Source organism: Pseudomonas sp. BJa3 (genome assembly GCF_026343815.1).
Classification (GTDB): domain Bacteria; phylum Pseudomonadota; class Gammaproteobacteria; order Pseudomonadales; family Pseudomonadaceae; genus Aquipseudomonas; species Aquipseudomonas soli.
The window spans coordinates 66,150-90,670 of sequence record NZ_JAOXMC010000006.1 but is presented as its reverse complement, the minus strand read 5'-3'; the positions used below and the strand labels follow the sequence as shown (position 1 = coordinate 90,670).

Below are 24,521 nucleotides of genomic sequence, written 5' to 3'. Positions count from 1 at the left end.
ACCTCCGGGCGGTGCGACTAGTCTGTGTTGATACACTTTCAAGGAGCGCACCGCATGGACTTCATTCGCATCATCATCGCTATCCTCCTGCCACCGCTGGGCGTATTTCTCCAGGTGGGATTCGGTGGAGCGTTCTGGCTGAACATCCTGCTGACCCTGCTGGGTTATATCCCCGGGATCGTGCACGCGGTGTACATCATTGCCAAGCGCTGAGAGCAAAGACCGCTCTGCAAGCATGAACTGCGTGGGAGCGGCGCACCGCCGCTCCCACGCAGTTGCAGTTGAAGCCTGAAACTCTGTTTTGCCCTACCGGCCTAGCAACCGGCAGTAGAACTTCCACTCTTCGTCGAGCGCATGCGCCAGGTTCGCCGCCTGACGAAACCCATGCCGCTCGCCCGCATAAAAATGCCCCTCGGCTTGGATGCCATTGGCCTGTAGGGCCTCGAGCATCAAGCGTGTCTGCCCCGGTACCACCACCGCATCCAGCTCACCTTGGAAGAAAATCACCGGTACCTTGATCCGTCCGGCGTGCAGCAATGGTGTGCGCTGGCGATATCGATCGGCATCGCGTTGCGGGTCGCCGATCAGCCAGTCCAGGTAGTCGCTTTCGAACTTGTGGGTGGCCCTGCCCAGCGCTTCGGGGTCGCTGACGCCGTACAGGCTGGCGCCGCCACGGAACACATCCTGGAAGGCCAAGGCGCATAGGGTAGTGTAGCCCCCCGCGCTGCCACCGCGGATGAAGGCCTGGGCCGGGTCGATCAGGCCCAGCTCGGCAAGATGCCTGACTGCCCCGCAGGCGTCCTCGACGTCGCATTCGCCCCAGCGCAGGTACAGCGCCTGGCGATAAGCGCGACCGTAGCCGCTGCTGCCTCGGTAGTTGAGGTCGGCGACGGCGAAGCCGCGTTGGGTCCAATACTGGATACGCGAGTCGAGCACCGGGTAGCAGGCCGAGGTCGGGCCGCCATGGATGAACACCACCAGTGGGGGTAGGCCGGCCGTACCTTGCATGGCTGGGTAGAAGAAGCCGTGGGCCGAACCATCGCCACTGGCATAGTGGATCGGCTGGGGGCGGCTGATGTGTTCCACCGGTAGCACCTCGGCGCCGCCTGCCAGTACTTCGACTGCGTGGCTGCGCTGGTCGATGGCGATCACCGCCGCTGGGCTGATCGGCGAGGCGGCCACTGCATAGATGCGCTCGTTATCCAAGGCCAGGCCACGGAACCGCGTGTATGCACTGGCATAGCGTTCCACTTCGCCGCTGTCGCGGCGCAACCCCAGTTCTCCGAAGCCGTCCTCGAACCAGCTGGCCAGATAGCTGGCGGGGCCGAGGGCCAGCCAAGTGCTGGCGCCCAGCTGCCAAGGAGCGGCGGCGTGGTCTGCGGATGCGGCGGGCAGACGTTGCCAGTGTCCGTCGAGCTCGCCCCAGGGTTGCCAGAAACCGTCGCGATCGGAAAGGCAGTACAAGCGGCCTTGCTCATCGAAGCGGGGCTGCTGCAAGGATTCGTCCTGCGCGGCGACGCAGCGTACCGCGCCCCAGGCGCCAGAAGGTTCGCGTTCCCGGCACATCAGGCGGGTGACGGTCCAGGGTTGCGCCGGCCGGTCCCACTCGATCCAGGCCAGGCGGCATCCATCGTGGCTCAGTGTGGGGGAGGCATAGAAGTCGGCGCCTTCTGCCAGGATCTGTCGATGCTCTGCGGTGAGACCCACAAGGCGATGCTCGACCTGCTCCCCGTGGTGTTCCTCGACGGCCAGAACCAGGCCCGCATGCCACTGCACATCACCGTAGCGGCGGTCGTCAGCATGGGTGAGCCGGCGCGGCAAGCTGCCGTCCAGTGCCTGCAGATAGACCTGCTGGTCCTGTTCGTTGACGAACACCAGCCCTTCGTCGCTCAGGCAAAAACTGCCGCCGCCGTACTCGTAGACCCGGCTGCGCACACTGAACCCGTCCGGGGTCAGGCAACGTGCCTGGTGGTCGCGCCAATGCCAGATCCGACAAGCGCCATCGGCCGGCCGGAACTCGTTCCAGAACACACCTTGTTCACCGACCTTCAGTTCAGCGAAATCGGTACCGGCGGCCACCGCCTGGGTGGCGCTGAACTCAGCCGCGGGCAATGACATGGGAGTTGCGCTCGTTGCGGAAGGTCATCTGTTCAATCTCCAGCGTAGCGTGCTCGGCTTCTTCGCGGGCCTTGAGGATGATGCCGTGGTCCGGTGACTTGGCGCACACCGGGTCGGCCTTGCTGGCATCGCCGGTGAGCATGAAGGCCTGGCAGCGGCAGCCGCCGAAGTCCTTTTCCTTCTCGTCGCACGAGCGGCACGGCTCGGGCATCCAGTCATAGCCCCGGAAGCGGTTGAAGCCGAACGAGTCGTACCAGATGTGGCGCAGGTCATGGTCGCGCACATTGGGGAACTGCACCGGCAGCTGGCGCGCGCCATGGCAGGGCAGGGCGGTGCCGTCCGGGGTGATGGTCAGGAACAGGCTGCCCCAGCCATTCATGCAGGCCTTGGGGCGCTCTTCGTAGTAGTCGGGGGTAACGAAGATCAGCTTGCACGGGCTGCCTTCGGCCTTGAGCTTGTCGCGGTACTCATTGGTGATGCGCTCGGCCCGTTCCAGCTGGGCGCGGGTCGGCAGCAGGCCAAGGCGGTTGAGGTGCGCCCAGCCGTAGAACTGGCAGGTGGCCAGCTCCACGAAGTCGGCCTCAAGGGCGATGCACAGCTCGATGATGCGGTCGATCCGGTCGATGTTGTGCCGATGGGTGACGAAGTTGAGCACCATCGGGTAGCCGTGGGCCTTCACCGCCCGGGCCATCTCCAGTTTCTGCGCGAAGGCCTTCTTCGAGCCGGCCAGCAGGTTGTTCACCTGCTCGTCGCTGGCCTGGAAGCTGATCTGGATATGATCCAGCCCGGCCTGCTTGAACGCGGCGATCTTCTGCTCGGTCAGGCCGATGCCGGAGGTGATCAGGTTGGTGTAGTAGCCCAGGCGCCGGGCCTCGCCGATCAGCTCGGCGAGGTCCTGGCGCACCAGCGGTTCGCCGCCGGAAAAACCGATTTGCGCGGCGCCCATCTCGCGGGCTTCGGCCATCACCTTGAACCACTGCTCGGTGCTCAGCTCTTTGCCCTGCTCGGCGAAATCCAGCGGGTTCGAGCAGTACGGGCACTGCAGCGGGCAGCGGTAGGTGAGTTCGGCCAGGAGCCACAACGGCAGGCCGACCGGCACCTCAGGCGAGGGTGATCCAGTGTTCGGCACGGGCCACCTCCATGAACTGCTCGATGTCGTCGGCGACTTCGGGCACACCGGGGAACTGCTGTTGCAGCTCGCTAATGATCGCGGCGACGCTGCGCTGGCCATCGATCAGTCCGCCAATCAGGCCCGCGCTGTCGTTGAGCTTGATCATCCCCTCGGGGTACAGCAGCACATGGCCCTTTTGCGCGGGCTCGTACTGGAAACGATAGCCGGGGCGCCAGGCGGGCACTTGTTGACGGTCGAAACTCATAGGGCAATCCCCTTGTGCCAGACCCGCTCGGCGGTGACGCTGTGATACGGCGGGCGGTTCAGTTCATAGGCCATGCTCATGGCATCGAGCATGCTCCACAGGATATCCAGCTTGAACTGCAGGATCTCCAGCATGCGCTCCTGCCCTTCGCGGGTGGTGTAGTGCTGCAGGGTGATCGCCAGACCGTGTTCTACATCACGCCGGGCCTGGCCCAGGCGGGTGCGGAAGTATTCGTAGCCGGCCGGGTCGATCCACGGGTAGTGCTGCGGCCAGCTGTCCAGGCGCGACTGGTGGATCTGTGGGGCGAACAGTTCGGTCAGCGAGCTGCTGGCGGCCTCCTGCCAGCTGGCGCGGCGGGCGAAGTTGACGTAGGCGTCGACGGCGAAGCGCACGCCGGGCAACACCAGCTCCTGGCTACGCAATTGGTCCGGGTCCAGGCCCACGGCCTGGCCCAGGCGCAACCAGGCCTCGATGCCGCCGTCCTCGCCGGGTGCGCCATCGTGGTCGAGCAGGCGCTGGATCCACTCGCGGCGGATTTCGCGGTCCGGGCAGTTGGCCAGGATCGCCGCATCCTTCATCGGGATGTTGACCTGGTAGTAGAAGCGGTTGGCCACCCAGCCCTGGATCTGCTCGCGGCTGGCGCGGCCTTCATACATCGCCACGTGGTAGGGGTGATGGATGTGGTAATAGGCACCCTTGGCGCGCAGGGCCTGCTCGAACTCGGCAGGGGACATCGGCGTTGCGTCGCTCACAGGGCCTCCTTACAGCTCGATACTCATGCCATCGAAGGCGACTTCCACGCCCCGGCGCTGTACTTCGGCGCGTTCCGGCGAGTCTTCGTCGAGGATCGGGTTGGTGTTGTTGATGTGGATAAGCACCTTGCGCTGACGTGGGAAACCGTCCAGCACCTCGAGCATGCCGCCCGCGCCATTCTGCGCCAGGTGGCCCATCTCGCGGCCGGTGCGGGTGCCGACGCCGCGGCGCTGCATCTCATCATCCTCCCACAGGGTGCCGTCGACCAGCAGGCAGTCGGCGCCATGCATCATCTCCAGCAGCTTGGCGTCGACCTGGCCCAGGCCCGGCGCGTAGAACAGCTTGCCGCCGGTGCGGGTGTCCTCCACCAGCAGCCCGAGGTTGTCGCCCGGGTGCGGGTCGAAACGGTGCGGCGAGTAGGGCGGTGCGGCGCTGCGCAGTGGGAAGGGGGTGAAGCGAAGTTTAGGGCAGGCATTGATGACGAAGCTGCCAGCCAGCTCAATGCGGTTCCACACCAGCCCGCCGTTCCAGTGGCTGAGCATGTTGAACAGCGGGAAGCCGGTGGACAGGTCCTGGTGGACCATGTCGGTGCACCACACTTGGTGCGGGCAGCCTTCGCGCAGGCTGAGCAGGCCGGTGGTGTGGTCGATCTGGCTGTCGAGCAGGACGATGGCATCGATACCGGTGTCACGCAGGGCACGGGCCGGCTGCATCGGCGCGAAGGCCTGGAGCTGGGCGCGGATGTCCGGTGAGGCATTGCACAGGATCCAGTGCTCGCCGTCGTCGGACAGGGCGATGGACGACTGGGTACGCGCCGTGGCGCGCAGGGTGCCGTCGCGGTAGCCCCTGCAGTTGACGCAGTTGCAGTTCCACTGGGGGAAGCCGCCACCGGCGGCGGAACCGAGAATCTGGATGTACATGCGCGCCCTCGTAAACGCTGATCCGAAAAACGACAACGCCCCGGCGGGCCGAGGCGTCGTAACGCACTGCCGCTCAGCGGTTGGCGAAGTACATGGTAACTTCGAAGCCGATACGCAGGTCAGTGTATGCAGGTTTGGTCCACATGGGTTTGCTCCTTCCGGATGGGATTTGAGGTGGTCGGTTCATTATTGGGTTCTCTCAGGCACGAGAGGTTCCATTGACCGAGATTGCGCTATCTTACAAGAAAAAATTGTACCGAAAGGTTAATTATTCGAAATGTGCCCTTGCACAAACGGTAACAATCATTTCGGCCCTCACCGCCATTTGGCGTCCGGCGCGACGACATTGGCCAGGCAAAGCCAACCGTGCCTGGCGTCGATGAGTTGCTGCAGTAGTTCGTCCAACTGAACTTGCTCGACATTGAGAATAGACCGGCGCATCCGCGACAGGTCCGGATTGTGGGTCGCCATATGTGCCTGCCAGGCCCATTGAGCGACATCGGCATTGCTCATTGCCGTTTCGTCGAACTGATTGGCCAGTTGCGTGCGGGCATCGGCGTCCAGCGCGACGCCTTGACCCAGCAGATCCAGCAGGTGGCCAAGGATCTGCGCGTGGCTGGCGTGCGGGGATTGCACGCCGAACAGGAGCCCACCGTAGCCTTCGATCTGACGAAAGGCGCTGAACACCGCATAACCCAATTGCAGCTCAACGCGCAGGCGTTGATAGACGGGGCCTTGCAACAGATGGGCGAGCAGGCGGCCGGTGGGCTGCAGGTGCGCAGGCAATGGACAGAACAGCAACAGTGCGGGCTCGCTGCCCTTGGTCGGGATCTGCCGCCAGTGGCGCTCGTGGAACGGATGAGGCTCTGAGGGCTCGGCAGGTTGACCCATGAGGCTTTGCAGTACCGTTCCCAGCGCCCCCTGTTGCGCCGCGTCGAATCCTTGCGCCAACCCCTGCCACCGGGCCTGCTGCCAGAGTGAATCGAGCTGCGGCTGGTCCGGCGTGCAGGCCGGTAGTGGTTGCATTGCGCCCATCAGCAAGGTGTTCGGCAGTGCCTTGAGCAACGCGCGGATCGGTATCAAGGGGGCTTCGGCTGCCGTTGGTGCCTGCCAATGCTGCCTGGCAGGCGCGCGCAGCAACGCAAGCGCCTCCTGTGTGGCATTGATCACGGCCAGGGGATGCCCCGCCAGGTGCAACTGCCAGTACTCGCCGCAGGCCTCGAAGCCCAGGTGCAATGCCGCCTGCGTGGCACGCTCGCGCAACGGTCGAAGGCTGTGCTCGAGAACGGTCCACAGGCGTTGGCGCAGAGGTGACGGAACCTGCCAGCGCAGGTCCAGGGCCGCGAACTGGCGTGCTGGCGGCAGGCAGTGGCCGATAGCGAGCGCGGTTGGCAATGCACTGCCGATCGTGGGCAGGGCGTCTGCCAGCAGTGCTTCCTCGGGTGGCAGTTGCCAGTCCCCTGCAGCCATGGATGGCAGGTCGGCCAACAGTGCATCGAAGGCGGCCAGTCCTTGGCCCGACAGACCGCTGAACGACCGGCCGGCGCTGTCGCGCTGGGCCAGTTCGAGCGCGCTTCCAGCTTGTTCCCGGCGCGGCTGTAGTTGAGTGAAGCGCAGGTTCAGCTGTCCAGGATCCTGCTGGCGTAGAAAGCCCAGCCAGCCATGCAGCAGCGCCCGGGCCTCGGCCAGGCAGGCCTCGCCCGACAGCTGCAACTGGACATGCCAGAGCAGCTGCCCGGCATGGGCGTGGAGTTGTTGCGCCTTGCAGTCCTGCAGCCAGCCCCGTTTGCGCAAGGCATCCAGCCAACCGCCAGGCCGGCTGTCGGTGAGCTGGGCCAGTAACAATTCAAGCGCCTGCTCCGCGCCTTCCGGCATGCGGTCATGGGCGAACAGCCAGTCCTGACGGGCACCCCATGCGGTTGGCTGGCGCAAAGGCGCTTCGAGCAAGGCGGGCGGCGGATTGCGGACGGCGCCCGGACCCTGGGCGAACAACTTGCCGTATCGTCTGCCCAGTTGTGCCAGCTCATCCAGTGACTGCGGGCCGACCAGGCTCAAGGTGAGCTGCGTGCCTTGATAGTGGTGTTGATGGAACAGTCTCAGCCCTTGCTGGAAGGCCGGGCTTTCCAGCGGCAGGCTGTAGCGGTTGCCCGCATGGAAAGCGCTCAGCGGATGGCGCGCCGACACCGATTGCAACAGAGTGAACTGGCGTTGGGCTTCGGGGTTGCGCGACCAGGCGATGAACTCGGCATGAATCACCTCGCGTTCGCGGCGCTGGCGCTCGATGGCAAAGTCCGGTTCGGCGAGCATCTGGCACAGACGCTCCAGCCCGCCGGCCAGCGCCATGGGCGGCACTTCGAAGAAGAAGTCGGTGGTGCGCTCGCGGGTGCTGGCGTTGACCTGGCCACCCAGGCCCTGGACATAGCGCATGAGGCCGTCGTCCAGCGGGAAGCGCGCGGTGCCGAGGAAGAACAGGTGTTCGAGAAAGTGCGCCAGGCCCGGCCAGCGCGCCGGGGCGTCGTGGCTGCCTGCATGCACCCGCAGCGCTGCCGCAGCGCGCTTGAGGCGTGGGGCATGGCGCAGGGTCAGGTGCAGGCCGTTGGCGAGGGTGAGGTGGCGAATGGCGTCGGACATGACGCCATGCTAGCGCGCAATGCTGAGGTTGTCTGGTCTGGCCCTGCCGCAGTTAATGCAGATCCCGACGCAGGTCCGCCAGGTAGGGAAATGCTTCCCGCCCTTTCAATACCCGCTCGCGCTGCAGATCTGCCAGCAACAGTCCTTCTTCGTGGCCGGCTATTGCCAGCACATCCCCGTCCGGCCCAATGATGCTGCTCTGCCCGCAATACTGGATCTCGCCCTCGCTGCCGCAGTAGTTGGCGTACACCAGGTAGCACTGGTTCTCTTGCGCCCGCGAGCGCACGGTCACCTGGCAGACGAAGTCGTAGGGCGCCATGTTCGCCGTCGGCACCAGGATCAGCTCAGCGCCGTTCAGCGCCAGGCGCCGGGCGTTCTCCGGGAACTCGATGTCGTAGCAGATCAACAGACCTACCTTCCAGCCGTCCAGCTCGACTACCGGGAAGTGATCGGCGCCTGGGCTGAACATCGAGCGGTCGAGCTCACCGAACAGGTGGGTCTTGCGGTAGTTGCACAGGCTGCTGCCATGGGCGTCGATCAGTTGCACGCTGTTGTAGATCGCCCCGTCCTCGGCCCGCTCCGGATAGCCATAGACGATGGCGATCCGGTGCGCTTGGGCAATCTCGACGACGCTCATCGCCGAGGGGCCGTCCTCGGCCTCGGCCAGGCGTTCCACCTGGTCCAGGCCGATGTTGTAGCCGCTGAGGAACATCTCCGGGCATACCAGCAACTGCGCGCCGCGGGCAGCGGCCAGCTGGGCCTGGTGCTGCAGGCGCTCGAGGTTGCCGGGCACGTCCAATGGCTTTGGCGTACCCTGGTACAGGGCGATGCGCATGGCGCTACTCCTTCGCTCAGTCGGCCAGGGCGATCGGACCGATCTCGTGGAACACATCGCCTGGGCCGGGATTGTCCGGGTGGGTCTGGCCACCGAAGTGGTTGATGATACCCCACACGGCATTGAGCGACGTCTGCACCGCGCCTTCGACCCAGGCCGGGGTCCACGACACGTCGTCACCGGCGATGAAGATGCCGCGCTGCTCGGCGGGCATGTCGGCCTGCATGAAGTGTGCGTACATGCGCTGGTTGTAGCGGTAGTGGCCCGGCAGCGCGCCCTTGAAGGCGCCGAGGAAGTGCGGGTCGGCCTCCCACGAGATGGTGATCGGATCGCCGATGATATGCCCGGCGATATCGGTCTTGGGGTAGATCTTCTTCAGCGCGTCGAGGGCCAGTTGCACGCGCTTTTCGGTCGGGTGCGGCAGCATCTTCAGGGCGTCGCTCATCCAGGCGTAGGACAGGCAGATCACTCCCGGTTTGTCGTCGCCGTTGTCGAACAGGTAGGTGCCGCGGGTCAGACGGTCGGTGAGGGTCATGCTCATCAGGTCGCGGCCGGTCTGCGGATCCTTGTCCTTCCAGAACGGGCGATCGACCATGACGAAGGTCTTCGACGACTGCATGTAGCGGGTGCGGTCCAGGGCCATCCACATTTTCTGTGAGAACAGCGACTCCTCGCAGTCGATCTGGGTGGTCAGCAGCCAGCTTTGGCAGGTGGTGAGTACAGCAGCGTAGTGGCGCACGTCACCATAGTTGTCGGTGACCGCCAGGCGACCATCGCTGGCGCGGGCAATGCGCTTGACCCCGGTGCGCGGCGCGCCGCCATGCAGCGTACTGAGGCTGGTGCCGGCCGGCCAGTGGGCGCAGCGCTCCGGTACATGGCGCCAGATGCCCTGCGGCACCTGCTCGACGCCGCCGACCACCAAATGCTGATGGTCGTCGCAGTTGGTCATCACCACGCGGAAGATTTCCAGCATCGAATTGGGGAAGTCTGAGTCCCAGCCGCCGGTGCCGAAGCCCACCTGGCCGAACACCTCGCGGTGCTGGAAGCTCAGTTTGGCGAACGAGCGCGAAGTGGCGACGAAGTCATAGAAAGTGCGGTCGTCCCACAGAGGCACCAGCTTGTTCCACAGGTCTTTCAGGCGCGGCACGTCGCGGTCACGAATGGCCTGCTGAATGTCGGCGAACTGCGCGCCGCTCTCCAGGGCGTCCGCCCAGGCGTCGGCCACTTCGTGGAACAGGTGTGGCAGGTCGGCGTACTTCTCGGCGTAGTAGGTCTGGCCTTCCAAGTCGATCACCGTACTCCCCGAGGCCGGCGTCAGCGGGTTAGGGAAGGGCTTGGTCTCCAGGCCCAGCTTGTCGACGTAGTGGTAGAAGGCCGTGGACGACACCGGGAAGCGCATGCCGCCCAGTTCGGCGACGATGCCGTCGGTGCCGTTGAACACCTGCGAACGCAGCCTGCCACCCAGCTTGGAAGCTTCGTACACCACGGGCTTGAGGCCCAGCTTCATCAACTCGTAGGCCGCCACCAGCCCGGCAATACCGCCACCGACGATCGCCACCTCTTCGCCATGGCGCGCCTCGGGAATGCTGCCCAGGCCGGCCGGGTGCTCCAGCCAGTCGTCGAAGGCGAAGGGGAAGTCCGGGCCGAAGATGGTGATGGGTTTCTTGCCGTCGGCGGGGTGGCGGTTTTTCTTGTTCATGTAATGACCTTGCCAGGGGCTGCGCAGGGGGCGGAGCCTGAGTATAGAGAATGCCTGGTGGCCATTTTATGAAGCGGGGTGTTCGTTATTAAGGTGAAAACTGACGTCGTTATGTGATTTGTTTCGTCTTGATGATTGATGTTCATTAAAAAATGACGAATCAGCTCAATGATGCCAAGTGCTCGACGGTTTCAGGGTACTTCTGCACCAGCCGGATCAGTGCCACGGCCTGGGCGTTGGGCTTGGAGCGGCCTTGCTCCCAGCTCTCCAGGGTGCGGGCGTTGGTGCGCAGGTACGCGGCAAACACCGCCCGGGACATGTTCAGGCGCTGGCGCAGCTCGGTCAGTTCATTGGGGGCCAGCGGGGCCAGTTCCTCGAAGGTTACCTTGTGCGAACGCAGGGTCAGTTTGCCGGAGCGCTCATCGGCAAGGGCATCGAAACCTTCGGTGAGTTCAGTGAAGATGTTGCGTGGCATTGGTCGTCCTCATCAGGTATTCGCGTTCAAGCAGGTTCTTCAGGGCCTGGCGTTGCTGCGGTGTCAGGTCATCCTGGACTTCCTTTCCGTAAAGCGTGAAAAGCCAGAACTGCAGCCCAGCCTGCCACCAGTAGTAGATGATCCGGGTGCCGCCTCGCTTGCCTTTATGGCGTAGTGCATCGGCGAAACGCACCTTCCTGAGGCCGCCCGTTCCCTTGATGACGTCACCCGCATGGGGATGCAGAAGCAGTACGCGTTGCAGAGACCGGAAATCTTCATCGTCCAGATACTGGCTGCGAAAGCGCTCGAAAGCGGGCAGCTCGATAAATAGGGCATCCATTTTTTGTACGTGATCCGCGTATAGTTTGTGATGAGGTTTGTGCTACGTCAATAGGGCAGATGTCATCAGCCTAAACGTGGATCGAGGGAGTGCTGGCGGGGGAGAGTTGCCGGATATGTCATTGGGAGGATGCTAGGTTTTTGTTTGTCAGACCATTTCCTACAGACGTGAAATTTAACGAGACCTATCCTACAAGCCCTGTCGCTCCGGTCTGGCTGTGCGGGTAAACCTTCGCGGTTAACTTCAGCCGGTCACCGCATATTCGGTGATCGGGCGTGAGAACCCGGCGATCAAACTGGAGGCATGCTGTCATGGCAGCTGTGCGCGGGCAGGTTCTGCCTGGCCGGAATGTAGCCTCCAACTTCGCCGGTTCTCACCCCGCCCATGGCTGCCACCCATTCCCGTGAGAAGGTTGCGTGGTGGCCTGCTTGAGCCGGTAATGGAGGCAACACCATGAAAAAGGTCGTCCCCGACCCACCCCTCACTTTGAACCCAACCACCGAGCAGTCCTTCTGCTCCTGCCAGTCCAGCCATCCCCCTATCTTCACCGTACGCCCCGGCGTCGATGCCGCCGACGCCCTGGTCCACGCGAGCATGCTGGCCCAGGCCATCCAGGAAATCGCCGACGACTATGCCCAGCATCATGCCCCCGAGGCGGGGCGGGCGATGATCTGGTCGATCCTGCATTCGGCGGAAACGGTACGGGCGCTGCTGGAGGGGTTGCTCGACGCGATGGAGGCCTGAGGACCTCAGCCTGGCTGCCCGCGGTCCACCTTGCTGCTGAGGATGATCGACGTGGTGGTCTTCTCCACCCCGTCGAGGCTGCCGATCAGGTCGAGCAACTGGTCCAGTTGCTCCGGTGAGTCGCTGAGCAGCCAGGCCACATAGTCGAATTCGCCACTGACCGCGCACAACTGCTGGACCTGCCCCATGGCGCTCAGGTGGCGTACGATGTCCTTGCCTGAGCGCGGCTGCGCCTTGATCCCCACGTACGCCTGCAGACCGCCGCCGATCAGGCGCTGCCCCAGGCGCACGCCATAGCCGGTGATCACCTTGTTGCGCTCCAGGCGTTCGAGGCGCGAGTTCACCGTGGTACGGGCGATCCCCAGTTGGCGGGCGAGCGTGGCGACGCTTTCGCGGGCGTTGATCTGCAACAGGGAGATCAACTGGCGATCGATGGCGTCGAGGGTGATGGAGGAGGTGGCCGGCATGGTAGGTCTCTTTTGTCGAGCTGCTAGCCTATGCAAGCGCGACCGATTCGCGCAAGGCGCCCAAGGCTGGCATTACGTTGGCAAGGCGGTACGATAGCGGGCCGCTGCCGCTCGGCAGCCTGGACCATGGCAGGAGTGATTGACCCATGAAGTTCAAGGACTGGTACTGGCGGCGATGGATTCGCCAACACGGTTGCAAGGTGAGCACGGGCATTTCCAAGTTCGGCAAGCGCGCCAGGCTGGCGCTCGAGGCCGAGGTGCGCATCGGCGATGTGGCGGTCAGCGCCGCCACCCTGGATGTCTCGATCGGGGCTCACACCTATATCCGCAGTGGCGGCTCGCTGCAGGTGGTCGAGTCGATCGGGCGCTATTGCTCGATCGGCAGCGCGGTGGTCATCGGCCAGGAAAAATACGCTCATCCCACCGACTGGCTGAGTTCCCACCCTTTCCAGTTCACCGGCACCCAGTGGCAATACGAGCCGCCGAGCACGCCGGCACGCATTGGCCATGACGTGTGGATCGGCGAAGGTGCGATGATCATGGAGGGCGTCGAAGTGGGCACGGGCGCGATTGTCGCCACTCGCGCCCTGGTGACTCGGGACGTGCCGCCCTATGCCGTGGTGGCGGGCTTTCCAGCCAAGGTGGTGCGTTATCGATACCCGGAAGCGATGATCGAGCGTCTGCTCGCATCGCGCTGGTGGGAGCGCGATACCCGGCAGTTGCTGGAGCTGCCGCTGCACGACCCTGCCGCCTGTCTTGACCGGATCAGCGGGCTCGGTGAGGCAAGTTACACGAGGATCGAAATTTCGCGGCGGGGCTGCAAGGTGCTGGCGTCGGTTTGAATCGCCGAGAGACGTTTACGACCGGGGCTGCTGCGCAGCCCTGATCGGATTTGATCAACGTGACGCGCTGGTCTGCGCCGTGGCGCAAGGCGACTTCAGGCCAGCAGTCATGCTCTCGACATTGTCGAGCATCTGGTTGCCTTTGTTGACCTTCTGCGCGTTCTCCGCAAGCTGCATGCGTTGATCATAGGTGGCTGAAGTGCCATTCATGCTGTTCTTGGTTTCGAGCACGGAGTTGGCGATGCTGAGCAGGCTGCGGCCTGTGGAGATCAGGTTGTCGGTTGCGCTGGGCGTGCACGGGGCATTGCCGCCGGCCATCTGGCTGGGCTGCTGGCCCTGGTTATAGGAGCCCGGTGCCACGCAACCTGCGAGCGTGGCCAGCATCGGTACAACGAGCAGGGTTCCAAGCGTTCCTTGGATGTTCATGTGACGTTCCCTCGATCACTGGGCTCCGACCCGGTGCCGAAGCGATGGAGGGATTCTAGAAACGCGGCCGTGATGGCGAAATAGAACGGGTGTGCTAAAGGCACTTTGCCGCTGCGTTAAGCATTGTGCCGACGATGGCTTGACGCTGTACTATCAGGTGGTCACGTTTTTTCGAGAGTCGATGATGCTTGTCAACTGTTTTCCGAACAACTTTGATCCCAGCTCCTTACGTTGGAGTGGTCCGCGAGCGCAGGAGTTCGATGAACGCAGTGATGCGTTTCAACAACTGGTGGGTGATCTGCTTAGGGAAATGTTTGGAGACGGGGTCAGTGTAGCGCCTACATCGGGGCGTGATGGTTCGATCGATAGCTTCATTGAGTTCATCGCAGGGCCTGCTCTCGTAGGTCTTGATTGGCCACAGATCATCGAGTGCAAAGATCATGACGATCAGAAACCACGTGTTCAGCAGAATATAGAACAAGGCTGGTCGAAAGTTGAGGAAAAGCTACGCAGGCAGGCTGCTGCCGGCTGGCCAGGTCACTTTCAGCCTTGGCAGCGCGCAGTAAGTTATGTCTATTGTGTGAGCAGTGTCCTACCAAATCAGCAATCCCGTGACGACCTGCGGGGCAAGATAAAAGCCTTTTTTGATGGTTTACCGGCGGCCCAACGACCGCCATTGCAACAGGTGCGTGTACTTGACTGGAGTGATATACGGCATCTGCTGGACAAATCTACGCGCCTCGCAGGTCGGTGGCTGGCGCCGGAGTCGCTTTCGCTACTCACTCATGCGCAGTATTGTTCCTCTCTGCATGACTTTCGTCGTTACTTATTGAGTGCGAACCTGCCGTTTGTGCCACCACCCGTGGATGATCCGGCACATCCGGTGCAGCTCTTCAAAGTGCTGCAGCAGAGCATTGGTACTAAGGGTTTACTGCTTCAGGGGGTCGGTGGTGTTGGTAAAACCCGCACTTGTTTGGAGGTTGCAAATTTAGCGGATACGGCCGGTTGGCAGGTTGTGCATATATTACCGGCCGATCCACTTGTAAGCGTTGAGCAGCTCTGTCAGTTGCTCCAGGCTGGTGCGCCTCCATTGCTAATCTCGTTTGATTATCTGGATCAGATGCCGCAACTGGACTTGGCTGCGGTGCGCCGGCAATTGCTGGGGCGCGCGCAGGAGTTGGGTGTAAAAGTAGCTTTGCTGGCGAACGTGCGTCCTGCCGCATTAGTTCAGCGCAGTGTTGAGCGGGATCAGCTGTTTCAGCCCGTAAACCTCAGCCCTTCCACTCAGCACCGCCGTAGCATTACTCGCAGTGTATTGCGTCAACTATGTCCAGGTGCCCTGAAGCAACTGGGCAATGAGAAGGTTAGCGAGCTTTGTGGTCCGCGTCCGATCGTGGCGTTGCTGATTGCCACGGAGCTGGAGTCGATGGCTAAGGCTGGCCCTCTGTCGTTGGACTTCTCACGTTTGCGCCCAGGCGACCTCGTGAGTTGGCTGAAGCGAAGGCTGGAAGCGGACCAGTTGTTGGCAGTTATTCCAGCTCCAGACCCCTTTAGCTTTACCCAGACCTCACCTCAGTTGCTGGCTTCTGCATTGACCGTAGGGCTAGCGCCGTTGGAGGCGTCAGTGATGCTAGAGGCGATGAGTGCTATCGCTATTCAACACAAGTTACCACCTCCTGATCGGGTCCAAAAGGTACTCCTGGATATGGGCTGGCTAGAGCCTATTGGGTCGAATCTAGTCACACCGCATGATGTGGTAGCAGACGAGCTGCTGTTCCACGCTTTGTGGCCAGCCCCCGGCTGTTGGTCGGATATCGCTTTCACTGCTCTCATGTCCCTAGTCATGTTACGACCCAGATTGTTGGCGCGTTGTGTCTTGGCACTGGAGCGCCTTGCCGGGATACCCGATGTACAGGGTGTGCAGCAACTAAAAGATTCCATTGCCAATTGGCTAAACCACCACGCTTCGGCGTTGGGAGATGTACTTCAGCAAGCTGATCCAGATGAGGCCGCCTACGCCTTGGGGGCATTATTGGGTGCTTCCGACTGGCAGGTCCCCTCTCAGCAGGCTTGGCCGCAACTGATCGCCCCTTGGTTGAATATGCATGCGGACAAACTGGCGGCTAGGCACTTCTTGTATCGAGGCTTACGGGCACAGTCGGTGGAGATCTCATTGGATTTGCTGGACGCTTGCCGACGTTGGTTAAAGTGCCATGGCGCTTCAAAAGATGCTTGTTTTGTTCTTGGGCCTTTACTTTCCCACAACGAGCTGGTTGGAACACAAGCGTTAGAGGTGGTTGGAGTCGCGCGCGCATGGTTGGCTGTTTATGGTCAGGATCGCGATGCTCAATTCGTACTGGGGCCTTTGTTGTCATATAGGGAACTTTGTGGCAGGGATGCATTGGGTGTGATCGCCCATGCGCGTACATGGTTGGTGGCGCAGGGTAGAGAGCGTGATGCTCAATTTGTTTTGGGGCCGTTGCTGTCGCACGAAGGATTAAATGGCGAGAATGCTTCGGTGGTGTTTGAAATCGCATGCCTCTGGTTGAGGGAATATGCAAAGGAGCGCGATGCCGGATTTGTGCTTCATCCCCTATTGGCGCACGACGAGTTGGATGGTCTGATTGCATCAGAGGTGATTGGCAAGGCGTACGCATGGTTGGCTGAACATGGTCGAACCCTTGATGCTCGTTTTGTGTTGCGATCTCTGCTGACTGGAAACAAGGTTCGCGGTGCGGATTCGTTGCAGGTGCTCGCAACGACGCGCTCATGGCTTTTGGAACATGGGATGGCGCGTGAGGCGGGTCTTGTAATAGAGACGCTGTTGTCGTGCGATGAGTTGAGTGGCGCAGAGGCTTCAGAGGTGGTCACTCATGCATGTTGGTGGCTTTTGGAGCATGGTAAAGAACGTGAGGCCGGTTTTGTAATGGCACCGCTGTTGTCGCGCGATGTGTTGAGTGGTGCAGAGGCTTCAGAGGTGATCACTCACGCATGCCAGTGGCTTCTGGAGCACGGCAAGGAGCGTGGGGCCAGTTTTGTGCTAGCCGCTTTGTTGTCGCGCTGTGAATCGAACGCATCTCAGTTGCCCGAGGTGCTTGCCGGTACGCAAGTATGGCTGGCCAAGTATGGGCTGGAGCGCCAGGCCAACTGGTTGTTGGAGCACCTGCTGGAATGTGATGAGCTGATGAATCGAGAGGCGGCATCTGTAATCACCACGGCCCTGGGGTGGTTGGAGGCGCATGGGTCTGAGGTTGGAGCCGACTTCCTAACCAAGCGCCTTATGAAGTGCGTAATGTCAGATGAGCAGCGAGCAGCCTTGATAAAAATCGTAATCACTCGACTAGAACTTCAAATAAGCACTGCTGATGCTTCATATTTGTTGCGATCATTGTTGGATACTCAAGAGTTGACGGGGAACGATGCTGCGCGAGTATTTACTCTGGCAGAGAGCTGGCTGAGGTTGTTTGGGCTCAACGAAAAAGCTGATTTTGTGTTGAATCGTCTGTTGTACAGGCATGATGCGACCGACAAATTCTGGTGCGGTATAGCACTACTGGCTCGGCAGTGGCTGGAGCATCATGAAAATAGTGAAGGGAATGACAATACATTTGCTGGCATGTTGCAACGTTTGCATGTGCTGGCGCCCCCTGATCAACAGTGGCTTCGCTCGCAGGTTGAAATACGAATACCAAAGTTGTATAGAGAGCTGCCTAGTTCTAAACGGCTGCTCAGAGCTATGAATGATGTAGGGTGGAGTCAGGAGTTACAGCTGCCATACAAGGATGAAGGGATTATTGAACCGGCATTGGTCGATAGACTCTATCGTGCAGTCAACAAAGGTGAGCCGGCCTTGTCTGCAGAAGAACTGGAGCAGCTATTGTTCGCGATGGAGTGTTGTTGCCGTACTAATCGTCCTGCTCCCGCGTCGCGACCATTGGCTGGATTGTTGGTCCTTTGGCACGAGACAAAAGGAGTGCAGTGGGAGCGGTTGCTCGCCGTGGCTGTAGGTATTAGTCGGCACGAACGGCTGAAGTCTAATCAGCGGATGGGACTTATAAATGCTGTATGGGGAATGGTAGACCGCGGCCATTGGCCGCAGGAGAAGGCCGCTCCAGTGCTTGAGGAGTTAGGTTGGCAGCGCAACACCTCTGGAGATACCTGACCCGTGATCGCCGCCCGGCTGCTTTTCGTAGAAACCCTAAGTCATGGATCATCCGTCATGTTCGGAAGGGGCGATGTATAGAGTTTGTGAGCGCTTCGAGCTTACCAGTATGCAAAAAGGGTCATAAAGACAAAGCCGCACAATGCGCGGCTTCGAAGATGGTGGGCCCACACGGACTCGAACCGTGGACCAAAGGATTATGAGTTGTGACTTAATGCCGCAAGCCTAGGAAAGTTTAGGATAGGGGAGGCGAGGTTACAATAGGTCTAAGTACATGATTACAGGTAGTTTTTAATAGTTCTCGTCAGGTCCGCATAGCTGAGTACTGTACCTCTGCTGTACCTCGCCACCGAAGATTCAGATAGCAAGAAAGCCGCATGGATTCCCGCAGATGCCGCCCCCGACGCACTCGGAACGGAGGCGACTTGGATCGCATTACTGGCGGACTTCTTGTGGGTTCCCGGCGAGCGCGCGGGTGTAACTCAGATCGTTAACCTTGATGGGATCAGCTTTGAGCCAATAATTCTCCTCAGAACCGCAATTAGTGCATATTAGCTTTTTACCGTCTTCGCTGAGTGCGTACTTTGTCGACGAGTCAGTTGAGAGAAGTGCGAGTTCATCACCATCGACTTCAAATTTACGGTCTACTGCGATCAGCTTGGCTGCACTGCTGTAGTTGAATGCCCAGTGCTTTACACCTTTCTCAGGGCTTATCGACATGATGAGGAGCGAGTCATCTTTATAGTTACGTTTAGCCACCCAATCACCATTGAACTTAACCAGTTTTGCAGCCTCGGCTCTACGTTTCTCTTCTTCCCTTGCAGCCGCTTGACGCTTTTCTTCTTGCTCTTTCAGCATTGAGTCCACATCGTAAGGCTCAGGGCTAACCTGTGCCCACTTGGTGGGTAGCCGAATTGAGCGCTCATCGCAATTCAGACATTCCAGCCCACGTTCGTCTTCGGCACGTTTAAAGGTCAAATGGACATCCTCTTTGGAGGAGTCCAGCAGGAGCTTCTCGTTCTTAGAATCCACTGCGAAGTTGGTTACTCCGCTAATCTCTGCTGTGGATTTATTAACAAGGAAAATTTTGGCGTCGTCGCCAGCGATGTTCAGTACTACGTGTTTTCCATAGGGGCCATCTGTTCTGTAGGCGCCGCTGAAATCCTCTCCCCCGCATCCTGCCAGAGTTCCAAAGGCTACGAGTGCGGCTGCAAATTTCATCATGTGGTTCACAGATTAAGTCCTTTCATTGAGAGCTAAACGAATTAGAGCCCGGCCTGAATGAGCGGCCAGATTGGTAACCCTAATTCCGCACTTCGTGTGCCAGAAGCCGACCAGCACACAGGGCGAGGCAGCTCTTGTAGAGCTTGCGATGGCATTTTGACATCAAAAAATTGACTAGTGCTAGTCGGTAGAACGAACGACTAGGGATAGGAAGGAAAAGTAGGGGACTGAAGCGAAAAGAGGAGCCTGGGGGGCTCCTCATTCTTTACTCCCTATGGATAGGGAGAGCGGGGCTCTGAGGCCCCTTGCTAAAGGGAGGAGATCGTCTGTATTCAGATCGAACCGCCTCTCAGTACCTGCCACACGCAGCGACTACGCTGGATTTACCCCTCCGCCTCGTACGCTGGACCGGCCAAGCGAATAGAATCATAACGGCTACTTCTCAGGTTTCCAACCCAAATTGTGCAGCCAACTGCCGGCGTTGAATTTCCTGGTCGGTATGCAGGTCTTCTCCCCAGCAGGATTCAGTCAGATGCTGGCGCGCCTCGTCGAGGGTCTCTCCCAGGATGGCCAAAAGGGCAGCCCTAGCGATTTCGTCGGTGCTGAGAAGGGCGATCGCACGCAGTTGGTAACGTTCGGGATCTGTCATTTAGGGATTCTCCGAGAGACGTTCCAGGCGTCTCGCTTCTTGCTGTAGGAATGTCAGCTCCGCTATCTCCGGATCGTTTGTCAGTGGAGGGTAGTGACGTTCGCCGAATAGCCCCTTCTTCGTGTAGGCCTTCATGTGTCCAGCCCAGTCCTCTCTATTTATAGGGGGAATTCCCAAAGAATCCCTTTTCACTGCAACGTAGTAGCGGAGTTCTTTCAGGGCAAAACGGATTTCGTAATGATTAGGGGATGAGAAAAATCCAGACAGCCCATAGAACCGCTCTAGTCGGTCTAGGTAGCTCTCCTTTTTGATCCAGCAGTACCAGACGCAAACGCTACCTAGTTTGATGCGAGGATCTGACTTGTAGGTGCCATTTGGCTCTGCTCCTGGTGGGCTACAAGCACAGAGTGCTGCAGCTAAGCAGGTTGCTGATGCTAACTGAATAGCTTTCCTCATAATTATTTCTGTTTCCTTCTTACTCATGTCTTTATCAAAGAGATCGTAACTCCAATCGGTAGGCCGATTATCACGCATATAAATACCTTTGCTGCCTCACGTTGCCCGATAAGCCAGCAAAACAATGCGAGACATGCTGTATGTACCCAGGATATTGCCGCCCAGAACAAAACTGGTGGATATGGTAGAGGAATGTATGAGTTTGCCATGTTGATCAAAACAATTGTCGGAATGACCAAGCAAAGCCAAGCGGCTACTATCAAGAGCCGAATCTTCATCCTAGGCCCTCCCCAGATAGTCAACTGTTGGAGCAGGTAGTGAACTCATGCGTCGTTCCAGCTCGCGCTCATGCAACCGCTGAACTTCAATTCCGATTCCTAGGCGCGAATTCACCTCGCCTAGCAGCAACTCAAGTTCCAAGTCGTCCAGATCCGGAGCTGCAGGGCGAACGCCGGATAGACCTTGGCAGAAATACAGGGAGTAGCCGATTAACTGCGGGCGGAGGTATCTAGGGTCATCGTCCAGGGTCCAGTAGCGATGGCTGAGTCTCAACATGGCATCAAGTAGCCAACGCAAATCTCGCGGCGGGCTGTCTGCCAAGTCATGCTGTTGCTCTAGGAAATCGCTGTAAGTGGTACTCATGGTCAGGCTCCATTGGTTGGGAAGCCTGACCATCCCCCTGTTTGCGTTGTGCCAGAAGCTATCAGTCGTCATTTTTTTTCGGACGTTTTTTCTGGCTACGTGGAGTTCTCCCGGTGCTGAAACGCCCCTCGTTTGCTGCCACTCCTGGAACCAAAGGGGGGATAGACGAACGTGCTGAAGTGTTGCCTGTCGAGGTCCATCCTCCGCCGGAACTGACCTCCTGCGCGGTTCGTACTTTCTGTTGTGTCCCCTGGTCAGCCACGGAATTCTCTCCGCCGTCGCCTCCTCCCGAAGGGCCGCCAGGCTGTTTATTGTCGCTCTCCATTGCTGCGGACCAGCCTCGGGAAATGACGCGCATCGCGATCCCTGCCACTACGGAAGCCGCTTCGGGAATTGTGGTTGCTGCATTCTGGGCGGCAGCGCCCAGAGGCCCAACGACAACGCCTGTGATCTTCATCGCCATGAAGGCGCTCACAGGAAGGATTAGCGCGAATACCAGCAGCAAAGATCCTCGTACTAGATCTTGATCTGCACTGGCCCCTTGCCAACCGGCAACAGCAGCAGCCTGAGTTACAGCTACGCTGCCTATAGAGATCGACGCGGCGACGGTTACCAACTGGGCCATGATCACAAGTAAGACAGGGAACACCAGGAGGGACAGCCAATTGGTTAGGCTGGTAATGCCTCGGATGAGGGCCATCATTAGATAGATCGGCATTGTGGTGAGCACAAGCCAGAGGAGGGCGGCACAACCGGCGACGTACAGAGGTATGAGCGTATACAGGTCGATGTAGCTGGACATCGATTTGATCAGTTGCATGCCTGCAACTGAGCCAGAGACCAAATTCGACCACCAACTACCCTCTGCTTTTCCGCCATTGAGGCTACGGTCTATGGTCCTTTGCAGAGCTCGCGCAGCACCTACTACGCCGCTATTGGTATTTGCTAGCTGTCCGCCGGACGCCTTGCTTCCAGTCTCTACGAGGGCGTAATACGCCTGCTCGGCACCGAGTTGCGCAACCTGATACGCCTCATAGCAGTTGCTGGGCGAAAATCCCTGCGAGGCTGCTTTTCCCTCGGACTCTTTCCATGCCTGAGCTTGCTTCTCCATGGCCGATGCTAACGCACCTGGCGCATCGCCAATCGAGAGATAGCTGGGTGTGCTCCCTTCTTCGCCACGATACGTACCGAGCCAATATGCCTTTGTTGGCAGTTGGTATGGAGACTGACTTACGAATGGATCATTTTTTTCCTTTAGAGCTGCAACGCCTGCGGCTCGACGTCTCTGGATCGTGTTCAGATCGAGAACGCCCAGCCACTGAGAGGGGGTAAATCGGATCTGCCAGGCTTTGGATAACTGTGCCAGTAGGCCGATGTCGGCGTCTGGAATTCCTAGGCCGCCACCCCCCATGAGGCCGATAGCGTGGTAGGCCTCAATAGGCACCGCGTCCTCTGCTTTTTTGAACATTTCCGGTGACGGGTTGCACTGCGCATTGTAGTCCCGGATGAGTCTCGCCAGATCAGTATTCGCGAACTGCGATGCGGTCCGCTCAACAGCCGAGTCAGTGACACTTTGCGCCGGCAGAAACTGCCCCGCGTCGCTAAATCGTTCGTCCAGGGCGCGCTGCATGGCAGTGCTGAAAATTTTTTGTATGGAGAATGCCAGCGTTGCGCCGTGGGCGGTTAGGTTGACTGAGTCGACAACTGTTCCTGAGGGTAGTGTCAGCTTCTGAGGCTGCAGCCCCCAGCCAACGGCTAACAGCACTAGAGCACCAGACAGAACGCCTTGTCGCATTGTGTTCTGACCGAGCACTCCAATCAGCACCATGATGAGCATGATTGCGGCGCCACTGACAAACAGAGAGCCAGTGGCATGACCTATGGCGATCATCAGCGGGCTAGTGGCAACGATTAGCTGTTCTACGACGCCGCTGAATGTGGAGAAGATCCAGTCGAAATTTCGGAGTGACTCAGCGTCCATCATAGGGCCCTCCACTGCTCGGGTAGCAGCCAGCAGATCAGCGCCACGCCGAGCACGAAGGGGGCTACGACGCCTACAGTGCCCCAGGCCTCATATCCGAGCAGGGTTCCGGGCGCGAGGCCAAATGTGATCAGGTGTGCGATGCGCGTGCGGTTACGCCGCGAGAGCAGGCGGTCGGCATGGATACCAGGCTTGGTGCTAACACGATAAAGGCCCAGAGCGATCAGGGGCACCAGGATCAGTATTTGGAAATTGTCCATTGAGAATTCCTGCGAGGTTTGCGCGACCAGCAAAACGCAGGTGTTAGACGGATTCCAGCCAAAATGGGGGGCTGAATTTCGCCTATGGTAGGAGGGGTAGAGCTTGTAGGATTCTGACTTGGTGCACGGGCTTCCACGTTGCGAGAGCCCGTGCTGAGCGGATCAAACGAGCACCCTACCTACTAAAATGTCGATCAGATCAGGATCGAGGGGGCCCACGATAGGTATGGGAGTGGTGTCGAGCATCACCAACCAATATGGCGCCTGCTCGACGTTTACCTGATGGTGCTCCTCCCACGATTTCTGGGTTTCCTGCATGCCTACCTGGTTGACCAACCAGGCATCATTCAGATCGACCTCACCTTGCTTGTCCGCGATGGCGCAGAGCTTACTCGCCTCCGAAAGGAGACGACCTGCATCGGGTTGGTTGACCCCATATTGTGTGGCGATTTTCTCAACCTGAGTTTCATTCATTGGATGCTCCTATTGGCCCGTTGATACCCATGCCTAAAGAGCACGCTGGGGGATTGGACTCCAGTCAAACCCTAGGGCTGGAATTCCGACTTATCCGCGGGTAGATCCCAGATAAGAATTCGTGATTGAAATGCGGCCATGGCCGAGTTCCTCCGTGATGATTTGGCGGGCATCTCGATCATCAAGCCCTGCGGAAGTAAGCCCTTCTGGAAGCTGGGGTATTGGCCGTATCACTTGGCCAAACCACCCATTTTCTCCGCCAACAAGATGAGCCTGGGTCGATAGGGTTCGTTGTACGGCTGGGCACTGTCTCCCTGTCAATTGAAGGTATCGAGTCTGTGCGTAGAGGTGGCGCAATCCGTGGTTTTTATGGAGCCCGGCTGCATTGGTTTGGTATTCGTACCGTTTGAGCTGCTGCGCGTACGAGAGGTGAGCAGGGATTAGGCTCGAGGCTCCACAGAAGTCGTGCAACTCGCGGAGCAGTGCTTTCTGCTCTGGAGTCCGAATCAGGATTTCTCGAGCCCTGCCCCCTTTGCACCAGGAAGCCGCCAGAGCAATGCGATCGGTCCCTCTGTCTGCTTCCGCGACCCGAAATTTAATCGACTCCTCGCGACGCAGACCGAACTCGGCCTGTAGACGGAGGCTGAACTGGATATGGCGGTCATGTACCTGCTGTAGTGCCCCTACAGTCAACGAGGTAGCACGGGATTCGCGAGCAATGTACTGGCGACGTTCGATACCGAGGTCATCATTTCTCAAACCGGCAACGCCGGGTCGGCCGGCCTTCTCACAGGCCCAGCGCAGATGCGCCATCCGATTTTTTATCGTGGCGGGGCTTAGGCCGTCACCTTTCCATTTACCTACTAAGGCTCGTAGGTGCTTTTGGGCGACACGATCAGCACGTAGGTTCCGATAGCCAAGTTCACGGAGCTGTCGTGCCGATAGGCTGAGGGTGGCCCGTCGTGCTGACTGCGTGGAGAAAGAACCGTCGCGATTGTGTTTTTGTGTCTGCACCCAATCCCATTCGAGTTTGTCCATAACCATCGC

At 59.7% G+C, this 24,521-nt stretch carries 25 protein-coding genes; 4 read left to right on the top strand and 21 right to left on the bottom strand.

The window, feature by feature from the left end:
• Positions 1–54: 54 nt before the first annotated feature.
• The gene (locus OH705_RS08800) at positions 55–213 is read left to right on the top strand and encodes a YqaE/Pmp3 family membrane protein (RefSeq protein ID WP_003177654.1); all 159 of its coding nucleotides are present in this window, start codon (positions 55–57) and stop codon (positions 211–213) included.
• A 93-nt stretch (positions 214–306) separates the two neighbouring features.
• Here OH705_RS08800 and OH705_RS08795 read toward each other — a convergent pair whose 3' ends face one another.
• From OH705_RS08795 to OH705_RS08745, 11 genes are all read right to left on the bottom strand, one after another.
• Positions 307–2,118 carry an alpha/beta hydrolase family protein gene (locus OH705_RS08795; protein WP_267301886.1) on the bottom strand — a complete coding sequence of 604 codons (1,812 nt, stop codon included), beginning with the start codon at positions 2,116–2,118 and terminating at the stop codon, positions 307–309.
• Complete coding sequence (pqqE, locus tag OH705_RS08790; protein WP_038707229.1) at positions 2,099–3,247, bottom strand: pyrroloquinoline quinone biosynthesis protein PqqE; 1,149 nt, start codon at positions 3,245–3,247, stop codon at positions 2,099–2,101. Before pqqE ends, OH705_RS08795 begins: the two co-directional genes overlap by 20 nt.
• Positions 3,219–3,494, bottom strand: a complete 276-nt coding sequence (pqqD, locus tag OH705_RS08785) for a pyrroloquinoline quinone biosynthesis peptide chaperone PqqD (RefSeq protein ID WP_023629204.1) — start codon at positions 3,492–3,494, stop codon at positions 3,219–3,221. The genes pqqE and pqqD overlap by 29 nt, the downstream gene beginning before the upstream one ends.
• Positions 3,491–4,228, bottom strand: a complete 738-nt coding sequence (pqqC, locus tag OH705_RS08780; RefSeq protein ID WP_172670943.1) for a pyrroloquinoline-quinone synthase PqqC — start codon at positions 4,226–4,228, stop codon at positions 3,491–3,493. Before pqqC ends, pqqD begins: the two co-directional genes overlap by 4 nt.
• Before the next feature lie 27 nt (positions 4,229–4,255).
• Positions 4,256–5,167, bottom strand: a complete 912-nt coding sequence (pqqB, locus tag OH705_RS08775; protein ID WP_267301883.1) for a pyrroloquinoline quinone biosynthesis protein PqqB — start codon at positions 5,165–5,167, stop codon at positions 4,256–4,258.
• A 73-nt stretch (positions 5,168–5,240) separates the two neighbouring features.
• Positions 5,241–5,312, bottom strand: coding sequence for a pyrroloquinoline quinone precursor peptide PqqA (gene pqqA / locus OH705_RS08770; RefSeq protein WP_003243383.1), 72 nt, complete (start codon positions 5,310–5,312; stop codon positions 5,241–5,243).
• 170 nt (positions 5,313–5,482) lie between these two features.
• Positions 5,483–7,798, bottom strand: a complete 2,316-nt coding sequence (gene pqqF, locus OH705_RS08765) for a pyrroloquinoline quinone biosynthesis protein PqqF (RefSeq protein ID WP_267301882.1) — start codon at positions 7,796–7,798, stop codon at positions 5,483–5,485.
• Between the two features lie 52 nt (positions 7,799–7,850).
• Positions 7,851–8,633: a carbon-nitrogen hydrolase family protein gene (locus OH705_RS08760; RefSeq protein ID WP_267301881.1), complete on the bottom strand. Its 783-nt coding sequence runs from the start codon at positions 8,631–8,633 to the stop codon at positions 7,851–7,853.
• Positions 8,634–8,649: 16 nt separating this feature from the next.
• Entirely contained in the window at positions 8,650–10,332 is a 1,683-nt protein-coding gene (locus OH705_RS08755; RefSeq protein ID WP_094011520.1) for a flavin monoamine oxidase family protein, read from the bottom strand.
• A gap of 160 nt (positions 10,333–10,492) precedes the next feature.
• Positions 10,493–10,807 (bottom strand): helix-turn-helix domain-containing protein, encoded by a 315-nt coding sequence (locus tag OH705_RS08750; RefSeq protein WP_267301878.1) that lies wholly within the window; start codon positions 10,805–10,807, stop codon positions 10,493–10,495.
• Positions 10,785–11,147 carry a toxin gene (locus OH705_RS08745; RefSeq protein WP_094011518.1) on the bottom strand — a complete coding sequence of 121 codons (363 nt, stop codon included), beginning with the start codon at positions 11,145–11,147 and terminating at the stop codon, positions 10,785–10,787. The genes OH705_RS08750 and OH705_RS08745 overlap by 23 nt, the downstream gene beginning before the upstream one ends.
• A gap of 453 nt (positions 11,148–11,600) precedes the next feature.
• Between OH705_RS08745 and OH705_RS08740 the strand changes: the two genes are divergently transcribed.
• Positions 11,601–11,891, top strand: coding sequence for a DUF3077 domain-containing protein (locus OH705_RS08740; RefSeq protein ID WP_094011517.1), 291 nt, complete (start codon positions 11,601–11,603; stop codon positions 11,889–11,891).
• A 5-nt stretch (positions 11,892–11,896) separates the two neighbouring features.
• Here the strand turns inward: OH705_RS08740 and OH705_RS08735 are convergent, their stop codons facing one another.
• On the bottom strand, positions 11,897–12,358 hold the full coding sequence (locus OH705_RS08735) for an Lrp/AsnC family transcriptional regulator (protein ID WP_094011516.1): 462 nt from the start codon (positions 12,356–12,358) through the stop codon (positions 11,897–11,899).
• A gap of 146 nt (positions 12,359–12,504) precedes the next feature.
• Here OH705_RS08735 and OH705_RS08730 point away from each other — a divergent pair, with 146 nt between their 5' ends.
• Positions 12,505–13,200, top strand: a complete 696-nt coding sequence (locus OH705_RS08730; protein ID WP_094011515.1) for a CatB-related O-acetyltransferase — start codon at positions 12,505–12,507, stop codon at positions 13,198–13,200.
• 54 nt (positions 13,201–13,254) lie between these two features.
• Here OH705_RS08730 and OH705_RS08725 read toward each other — a convergent pair whose 3' ends face one another.
• Positions 13,255–13,626: a hypothetical protein gene (locus tag OH705_RS08725; RefSeq protein WP_094011514.1), complete on the bottom strand. Its 372-nt coding sequence runs from the start codon at positions 13,624–13,626 to the stop codon at positions 13,255–13,257.
• 139 nt (positions 13,627–13,765) lie between these two features.
• Here OH705_RS08725 and OH705_RS08720 point away from each other — a divergent pair, with 139 nt between their 5' ends.
• Entirely contained in the window at positions 13,766–17,788 is a 4,023-nt protein-coding gene (locus OH705_RS08720; protein WP_267301876.1) for a hypothetical protein, read from the top strand.
• A gap of 435 nt (positions 17,789–18,223) precedes the next feature.
• On the opposite strand, the gene OH705_RS08715 is transcribed toward OH705_RS08720, so the two are convergent.
• From OH705_RS08715 to OH705_RS08680, 8 genes are all read right to left on the bottom strand, one after another.
• A complete protein-coding gene (locus OH705_RS08715) occupies positions 18,224–19,021 on the bottom strand; it encodes a hypothetical protein (protein ID WP_253167843.1) in 798 nt (265 codons plus the stop codon).
• Positions 19,022–19,454: 433 nt separating this feature from the next.
• On the bottom strand, positions 19,455–19,661 hold the full coding sequence (locus OH705_RS08710; RefSeq protein ID WP_125857202.1) for a hypothetical protein: 207 nt from the start codon (positions 19,659–19,661) through the stop codon (positions 19,455–19,457).
• Positions 19,662–20,144: a hypothetical protein gene (locus OH705_RS08705; protein ID WP_267301874.1), complete on the bottom strand. Its 483-nt coding sequence runs from the start codon at positions 20,142–20,144 to the stop codon at positions 19,662–19,664. It lies immediately after the preceding gene.
• A 252-nt stretch (positions 20,145–20,396) separates the two neighbouring features.
• Positions 20,397–20,759 (bottom strand): hypothetical protein, encoded by a 363-nt coding sequence (locus OH705_RS08700; protein WP_124214394.1) that lies wholly within the window; start codon positions 20,757–20,759, stop codon positions 20,397–20,399.
• Positions 20,760–20,820: 61 nt separating this feature from the next.
• On the bottom strand, positions 20,821–22,743 hold the full coding sequence (locus OH705_RS08695; RefSeq protein ID WP_267301870.1) for a hypothetical protein: 1,923 nt from the start codon (positions 22,741–22,743) through the stop codon (positions 20,821–20,823).
• A complete protein-coding gene (locus tag OH705_RS08690) occupies positions 22,740–23,000 on the bottom strand; it encodes a hypothetical protein (protein ID WP_043269324.1) in 261 nt (86 codons plus the stop codon). The genes OH705_RS08695 and OH705_RS08690 overlap by 4 nt, the downstream gene beginning before the upstream one ends.
• Before the next feature lie 162 nt (positions 23,001–23,162).
• A complete protein-coding gene (locus OH705_RS08685; protein WP_267301869.1) occupies positions 23,163–23,474 on the bottom strand; it encodes a hypothetical protein in 312 nt (103 codons plus the stop codon).
• Between the two features lie 90 nt (positions 23,475–23,564).
• The gene (locus OH705_RS08680; protein ID WP_221903867.1) at positions 23,565–24,512 is read right to left on the bottom strand and encodes a phage integrase N-terminal domain-containing protein; all 948 of its coding nucleotides are present in this window, start codon (positions 24,510–24,512) and stop codon (positions 23,565–23,567) included.
• Between the last annotated feature and the right edge of the window lie 9 nt (positions 24,513–24,521).

Coding starts and splice junctions, on each gene's coding strand:
- OH705_RS08680 (WP_221903867.1), bottom strand. CDS start 24,512: ATGGACAAACTCGAATGGGATTGGGTGCAGACACAAAAACACAATCGC.
- OH705_RS08740 (WP_094011517.1), top strand. CDS start 11,601: ATGAAAAAGGTCGTCCCCGACCCACCCCTCACTTTGAACCCAACCACC.
- pqqB (WP_267301883.1), bottom strand. CDS start 5,167: ATGTACATCCAGATTCTCGGTTCCGCCGCCGGTGGCGGCTTCCCCCAG.
- OH705_RS08795 (WP_267301886.1), bottom strand. CDS start 2,118: ATGTCATTGCCCGCGGCTGAGTTCAGCGCCACCCAGGCGGTGGCCGCC.
- OH705_RS08705 (WP_267301874.1), bottom strand. CDS start 20,144: ATGAGTAAGAAGGAAACAGAAATAATTATGAGGAAAGCTATTCAGTTA.
- OH705_RS08800 (WP_003177654.1), top strand. CDS start 55: ATGGACTTCATTCGCATCATCATCGCTATCCTCCTGCCACCGCTGGGC.
- pqqC (WP_172670943.1), bottom strand. CDS start 4,228: ATGTCCCCTGCCGAGTTCGAGCAGGCCCTGCGCGCCAAGGGTGCCTAT.
- OH705_RS08710 (WP_125857202.1), bottom strand. CDS start 19,661: ATGACAGATCCCGAACGTTACCAACTGCGTGCGATCGCCCTTCTCAGC.
- pqqD (WP_023629204.1), bottom strand. CDS start 3,494: ATGAGTTTCGACCGTCAACAAGTGCCCGCCTGGCGCCCCGGCTATCGT.
- OH705_RS08755 (WP_094011520.1), bottom strand. CDS start 10,332: ATGAACAAGAAAAACCGCCACCCCGCCGACGGCAAGAAACCCATCACC.
- OH705_RS08700 (WP_124214394.1), bottom strand. CDS start 20,759: ATGAGTACCACTTACAGCGATTTCCTAGAGCAACAGCATGACTTGGCA.
- OH705_RS08695 (WP_267301870.1), bottom strand. CDS start 22,743: ATGATGGACGCTGAGTCACTCCGAAATTTCGACTGGATCTTCTCCACA.
- OH705_RS08690 (WP_043269324.1), bottom strand. CDS start 23,000: ATGGACAATTTCCAAATACTGATCCTGGTGCCCCTGATCGCTCTGGGC.
- OH705_RS08730 (WP_094011515.1), top strand. CDS start 12,505: ATGAAGTTCAAGGACTGGTACTGGCGGCGATGGATTCGCCAACACGGT.
- OH705_RS08725 (WP_094011514.1), bottom strand. CDS start 13,626: ATGAACATCCAAGGAACGCTTGGAACCCTGCTCGTTGTACCGATGCTG.
- pqqF (WP_267301882.1), bottom strand. CDS start 7,798: ATGTCCGACGCCATTCGCCACCTCACCCTCGCCAACGGCCTGCACCTG.
- OH705_RS08745 (WP_094011518.1), bottom strand. CDS start 11,147: ATGGATGCCCTATTTATCGAGCTGCCCGCTTTCGAGCGCTTTCGCAGC.
- OH705_RS08685 (WP_267301869.1), bottom strand. CDS start 23,474: ATGAATGAAACTCAGGTTGAGAAAATCGCCACACAATATGGGGTCAAC.
- OH705_RS08760 (WP_267301881.1), bottom strand. CDS start 8,633: ATGCGCATCGCCCTGTACCAGGGTACGCCAAAGCCATTGGACGTGCCC.
- OH705_RS08750 (WP_267301878.1), bottom strand. CDS start 10,807: ATGCCACGCAACATCTTCACTGAACTCACCGAAGGTTTCGATGCCCTT.
- OH705_RS08735 (WP_094011516.1), bottom strand. CDS start 12,358: ATGCCGGCCACCTCCTCCATCACCCTCGACGCCATCGATCGCCAGTTG.